The organism is Spirillospora sp. NPDC049652 (genome assembly GCF_040675125.1).
Taxonomy (GTDB): Bacteria; Actinomycetota; Actinomycetes; order Streptosporangiales; family Streptosporangiaceae; genus Spirillospora.
In genome coordinates, this window is the sequence record NZ_JBFAOF010000477.1 from 1 (window position 1) to 5408 (window position 5408).

6 protein-coding genes are annotated in these 5408 nt (G+C 74.4%); all 6 read right to left on the reverse strand.

The window, feature by feature from the left end:
• Window positions 1-204: 204 nt before the first annotated feature.
• Entirely contained in the window at window positions 205-1407 is a 1203-nt protein-coding gene (locus tag AB0J52_RS25575; protein WP_500184776.1) for a nitrate ABC transporter substrate-binding protein, read from the reverse strand.
• 91 nt (window positions 1408-1498) lie between these two features.
• Window positions 1499-2332: an ABC transporter permease gene (locus AB0J52_RS25580; RefSeq protein ID WP_500184777.1), complete on the reverse strand. Its 834-nt coding sequence runs from the start codon at window positions 2330-2332 to the stop codon at window positions 1499-1501.
• A 1-nt stretch (window position 2333) separates the two neighbouring features.
• The gene (locus tag AB0J52_RS25585; RefSeq protein WP_500184779.1) at window positions 2334-3107 is read right to left on the reverse strand and encodes an ABC transporter ATP-binding protein; all 774 of its coding nucleotides are present in this window, start codon (window positions 3105-3107) and stop codon (window positions 2334-2336) included.
• 107 nt (window positions 3108-3214) lie between these two features.
• Window positions 3215-3739 carry a helix-turn-helix domain-containing protein gene (locus AB0J52_RS25590; protein ID WP_500184783.1) on the reverse strand — a complete coding sequence of 175 codons (525 nt, stop codon included), beginning with the start codon at window positions 3737-3739 and terminating at the stop codon, window positions 3215-3217.
• 300 nt (window positions 3740-4039) lie between these two features.
• Window positions 4040-4963: a 5'-3' exonuclease gene (locus tag AB0J52_RS25595; RefSeq protein ID WP_500184781.1), complete on the reverse strand. Its 924-nt coding sequence runs from the start codon at window positions 4961-4963 to the stop codon at window positions 4040-4042.
• 31 nt (window positions 4964-4994) lie between these two features.
• Window positions 4995-5408 (reverse strand): PP2C family protein-serine/threonine phosphatase (locus tag AB0J52_RS25600; RefSeq protein ID WP_500184782.1); only part of this gene is annotated, 414 nt, incomplete at its 5' end.

Here is a 5408-nt window from a genome sequence, read left to right on the forward strand (position 1 = left end):
AGAACGGCAGCCCGGGATGGTGAACGGCGTACACGAACACCACGCAGGGCACGAGCAGCAGTCCCGCCTCGCCGTGGCCCGGGCGTCTGTCCAAGATCTTTCCGGGGTCTCCCGCCGGGGCCGGCGACGCGGGAGATTCGGGTCATCGGGACGGGGCGGTGCGAACGCTCAGGAGGGGACCGCCCCGTCCGACGGGGTCCGGCGTCACAGGTGGACGGACCGGTCCAGGAACTCGCCGGTGACCAGGTCGCCCGCGGTGAGCCCGGCGGGGACGGGCTTCCCGGCCCGCGCCCGCAGCGGCCGCAGCAGCCCGATCACCTTCTGCACCCGGGCCGTGTCGAACGAGCCGAGGACCCCGTCCGCGCCGTTGCGGACGATGCCGTACCGGCCGAGCGCCTCGTGCGCGAACCTCGCGTGCTCGGCGGTGTACGCCGCGGTGGTGTTGAACCGCTTGACCGCGTCCACGATGACCGCGTTCGTCGCGGCGGGGTCGCGCATGTACTCGGCCGTCGCGCGCTGGAAGATCGGCACGAGCCGCTTCAGGCACGGCGCGAGCCTCGCCTTGTCGGCGGGGCGGATCGCGACCGACTCCGGGTAGATCGCGTAGCCGGTGTCGTGGACGAGCTGGAACGCGACCGGCTTGCGCCAGGCGGTCACCTCGTGCTCGTAGCTGTACGGCTCGTTGGTGACGTACCCCTGCTGGGCGATCTTGCCGCCGGACGCCGCGAACCGCGCCGGCGAGCCGTCGTAGGAGCCGTCCAGCTGGGACTTGCGCAGCAGCCCCGAGCTGGTCAGGTAGTCCATGAAGGGCACGCCGCCGGCGTACAGGACGGTCGCGCCGCCGCGTCCGACGTCGGCGATGGTCTTCCAGTCCGGGTGCGCCTCCGGCGACCACATGATGATCTGCGGGTTGACGTCCATGGGGGAGAACACGGCCTGCAGCCGGTGCGTCCCCGCCTGCGCGACCTGCTCGTCGGTGGCGACCACGCCGAGGGTGATGGACGGGTCGGACGCCATCAGCGTCGACACCGGCTGGAACCCGGTCACCGGCCCGCCCGAGCGGATCTGGAACCGCACCCCGGTGTCGCGCCCGTCCACGGTCAGCGGCGCGGTGAGCGTCTTGCGGCCGGTGTCCACCTTCGGGGCCGAGCCGAGCAGGTGGTAGAGGCCGCCGTGCTCGGCCTGCGGGTACCAGTTCATCTGGAGGGTGACCGTCGCCGGGCACGTGCCGCGCAGGTCGTCCTTGCCGGTGGCCGCGGGCAGCGCCTTGGCCGCGCCGCCGCCGCGGTCGCCCTCGCCGTCGGCGCCGCCCCCGCACGCCGCGAGTGCGGCGAGCAGCACGGCCGACAGCCCGGCGGCCAGCGGCGCGGTCACCCGCCGCCGTCGCGCGCGTCGCTCAGTTCGCATGTTCTCCCACTTCGTTGGTTCCGGTTCCTGCGAGTTCGTCGCGGGTCCTGGGTTCGCTGCGGTTCCTGGGGTCGCTGCGGCCCGGCCACTCTCAGCGGCGGTCCCCGCCGGCGCCGTGCCGGCGTGCCGCCCAGTGGGCGAGCAGCCCGAAGAGCCAGAACACCGCCAGGCCGAGCAGGCTCGCGAGCAGCACCGCCGCGAACATCCGCTCGGACTCCAGCCGGGCCCGGTAGATGTTGATGAGGATGCCGAGGCCCGGCTGCCCCTGCTGGTAGAAGTAGTCGCCGACGACCGCGCCGACCACGCTCAGCCCGGCCGAGATGCGCAGCCCGGTCACCATCGCCGGGACGGCGGCGGGCAGCCGCAGCTTCAGCAGCAGCCGGAGCCGCCCGGCGCGGGCCAGCCGGAACACCTCCTCCAGCGTCCCGTCCGTCGAGCGCAGCCCGAACAGCGTGTTCGCGATCACCGGGAAGATCGCGACGAGCACGCACACCAGGACGCGGCTGGCCATGCCGAACCCGAACCAGAACCCCAGCAGCGGCACCAGCGCCAGCACCGGGACGGTCTGCAGCACCACCGCGTAGGGGTAGAGCGAGCGCTCGACCCACCGCGCCTGGCTCATCAGGACGGCCAGCGCGACGCCGATCACGGTGGCCAGCACCAGCCCGATCCCGGCGACCTCGGCGGTCCGGCCGAGCGCGGCGAGCAGTTCGGCGCGGTTGCCGGGGTCGAGGAACCCGACGCGGACGACCGCGTCCGGCGGCGGCAGCAGGAACCGGCGCTCCGGGCTGAGCAGCCGGTCGCTCACCCCGTACCAGGCGGCGACCGCCAGCACCAGCACGACCAGCGGCGGAAGCCAGCCGCGGACCCGCGAGCGCGCGGCGGCATGAGCGCGGGCGGTGGTCCCGCCCCGGCGGAGCGGCATGTCAGGCGACCTCCGCCATGCCCCGGTAGAGCCGTCCGGTCACGTCGGCGACGACCTCGGCGAACTCCGGGGTCGCGCGCAGCGACCGCTCGCGCGGGTACGGGAACGGGATGTCCACCCGCGCGACCACGCGGCCCGGCCGCGCCGACATCACCAGCACCGTGGACGACAGGAACACCGCCTCGGCGACCGAGTGCGTCACCAGCACCGCCGGCCGCGGCCGCGCCGCGAGCAGCGCGGCCAGCTCGTCCCCGAGCCCGGCCCGGGTGATCTCGTCGAGCGCGCCGAACGGCTCGTCCAGCAGCAGCGCGTCGGGGTCGTCGGCGAGCGTGCGGGCGAGCGACACCCGCATCCGCATGCCGCCCGAGAGCGCGCCGGGCCGGTGCCGCGCGAACGCCGTCAGCCCGACCAGCTCCAGCGCCCGCGCGGCCCGCTCCCGGCGCTCGGCCCGCGGCACGCCGCGCAGCTCCAGGAGCAGCTCGGCGTTCGCGCGGACGCTCCGCCAGGGGAGCAGCGCGGAGTCCTGGAAGACGTAGCCGATCCGGTCGGTGCCGCGGCGGACGGTCCCGGAGGTCGGCGCGTCCAGCCCGGCGGCGATCCGCAGCAGCGTGCTCTTGCCGCACCCGGACGGCCCCACGACCGACACCAGTTCCCCGTCCCGGACGCCGAGGGTCACCTCGGCGAGCGCGGCGGTGCCGTCGTCGTACACCTTGGACACGCCGGTCAGTTCGAGCCGCGGCCCGTCGCTGCCGGCGGACGGGTTCCGCTCGGTCATTTCAGGACGAAGGGGAGGAGGCGGTGCACATGGGGGAGCGTACCGCTCACCAGCCCCTCAGCCGCCCGGCGGGGCCCGCCGCGGGCCCTGCGACTCCCGGTGAATGCTCAGCGCGGGGCGGGCTCGCGGTCGTCGGCCTCCAGGACGTATCCGCGACCCCAGGCCGTGCGGATGGTGAGGCCGAGCGGGCGCACCCGCCGCCGGATCCGCTTGATGTGCAGGTCGAGCGCGTTGCGGCTGACCGGACGGTCGTCCTCGGCCAGCAGCGCGCGCAGCTCCTCGCGCGCCGCGATCCGGCCGAACCTCTTGATCAGCAGGTGCAGCAGCCGCGCCTCGCTGGGCGAGACCGCGACGCTGCGCCGGCCGTTGCGCAGGATGCCGTCCTGGTCGAGGTGCGGGCGGGTCCCGGCCCCGCCCCGGGCGCGCAGCATCGCGATCCGCGCCTGGAAGTCGCGCTTGGTCGCGGGCATCCGGATCCAGTCCTCCCGGACGTCCGCGCAGATCGGCGGCTCGTGGTCGCGTTCGACCACCAGCAGCCGCAGCAGGCCGTGCTCCCGGCACAGCTCGCGCCGGTCGGACTCGGCGGGCCAGCGCAGAATGTTGACATCGCGTCTGAGGTAGGACCGCTGCATTTCCACGGTGACCGGCGGGAGCGGCCGGTCAGGGAGTAAAGAGCGGTCGTCCTCGCGGGACGAGCGTGGCGGGGGGTGCACGGGTCCGCGCCGACCTCCCTCACTGAACAGCGACCACAGCGACCAGACGCTATGGAAACCCAAGATCGTGAAGGCCGCAAGGCGCGCCGAGATGTGATGTGGATCACGTGGAGATGACACGGTCTCGCTGTCATTTTGACGAGCCTGTCAATCGACCAGAGGGAAATCCGCCGTCCTTTCTGCGGTGTTTCCTGGCGCGGAACGAAGGACACTCCCGGGTCAGGACGGGGCGAGCGCGTTCAGCAGGCGGTTCACCGGGCTCGCCAGGTTCCAGGTGTCGGCCAGCTCCAGCAGCGCCTCCGGATCGCGGGGCGTCGCGGGCAGGCGGTCCTCCAGGCCGGTCAGCTCGGGCGCGTCGATGTCGGTGACGACCCGCACGACCGACGGCGCCGTCGCCAGATAGGCGCGGGCGGCCTCCAGCCGCCGCCGCGCCCCCGCCGGGAACCCCTCGTCGGAGCCGGAGTCGAGCGCCGCGAGGATGCCCGGCACCGAACCGAACCGGGTGACCAGCGCGGCCGCGGTCTTGTCGCCCACCCCGGGCACGCCCGGCAGGCCGTCGCTCGGGTCGCCGCGCAGCGTCGCGTACTCGCCGTAGCCGCGGCCCGGGATGCCGTACTTGGCCGCCACCGCCGCCTCGTCCATCACCTGGAGGTTGCGGATGCCGCGCGCGGTGTACAGCACCTCCACCGGGGCGCGGTCGTCCACCAGCTGGAACAGGTCGCGGTCGCCGGTGACGATGTCGACCGGGCCGTCCGCCGCGCCGCGCACCGCGAGCGTGCCGATCACGTCGTCGGCCTCGTAGCCGGGCACCCCGGCGCGCGCGAGCCCGACGGCGTCGAGCACCGCGTCGATCACCGGGAGCTGGGCGGCGAGGGCGTCCGGCACCTGGTCGCCGCCGTCATCGGCGACGCGGTGCGCCTTGTAGGACGGCATCGCCCGGACCCGGAACTCCGGCCGCCAGTCGGCGTCGAACGCGCACACCAGCCGCTCCGGCGAGCGCTGCCGGACGAGCGTGGCGATCATGTCGACCAGCCCGCGGACCGCGTTCACCGGCGTGCCGTCCGGCGCCTTCACGCTCTCCGGCACCCCGAAGAACGCGCGGAAGTACAACGACGGCGTGTCCAGCAGCATCAGCCCGCTCATGCCCGCCATCGTGCCACGGGGGCCCGACGGTTCAGACGACCCGCACCGCCAGCAGGCAGGTGTCGTCGTTGGGGTTGGCCGCGCCGAGCGCGGTCAGCACGTGCTCGATCAGCTCGTCCGGGCCCGCGTCCGGACGCTCCTCGACGGCCTCCCGCAGCAGCGCGAACCCCTCGGTCAGGTCCCGGTCGCGGCGCTCCACCAGCCCGTCGGTGTAGAACAGCAGCACGTCGCCGCTCTCCAGCCGCAGCGTCGCCAGCTCCAGCGGCGGGTCGTCCAGCGCGCCGAGCAGCACGCCGTCCGGGCCGTCCAGCAGCCGGGCCCGGCCCGCGCGCAGCAGCACCGGCGGCGGATGCCCGGCCCGCGCCCAGCGCAGCTCGCGCGTGTCCGGCCGGAACCGGGCCGCGATCACGCTCGCCGTCAGCGACCGGCGGCGGTGCATCACCAG

Excerpts from the sequence above, each read along its gene's own strand:
- AB0J52_RS25575 (WP_500184776.1), bottom strand. The coding sequence starts at position 1,407 with ATGCGAACTGAGCGACGCGCGCGACGGCGGCGGGTGACCGCGCCGCTG.
- AB0J52_RS25580 (WP_500184777.1), bottom strand. The coding sequence starts at position 2,332 with ATGCCGCTCCGCCGGGGCGGGACCACCGCCCGCGCTCATGCCGCCGCG.
- AB0J52_RS25585 (WP_500184779.1), bottom strand. The coding sequence starts at position 3,107 with ATGACCGAGCGGAACCCGTCCGCCGGCAGCGACGGGCCGCGGCTCGAA.
- AB0J52_RS25590 (WP_500184783.1), bottom strand. The coding sequence starts at position 3,739 with ATGCAGCGGTCCTACCTCAGACGCGATGTCAACATTCTGCGCTGGCCC.
- AB0J52_RS25595 (WP_500184781.1), bottom strand. The coding sequence starts at position 4,963 with ATGAGCGGGCTGATGCTGCTGGACACGCCGTCGTTGTACTTCCGCGCG.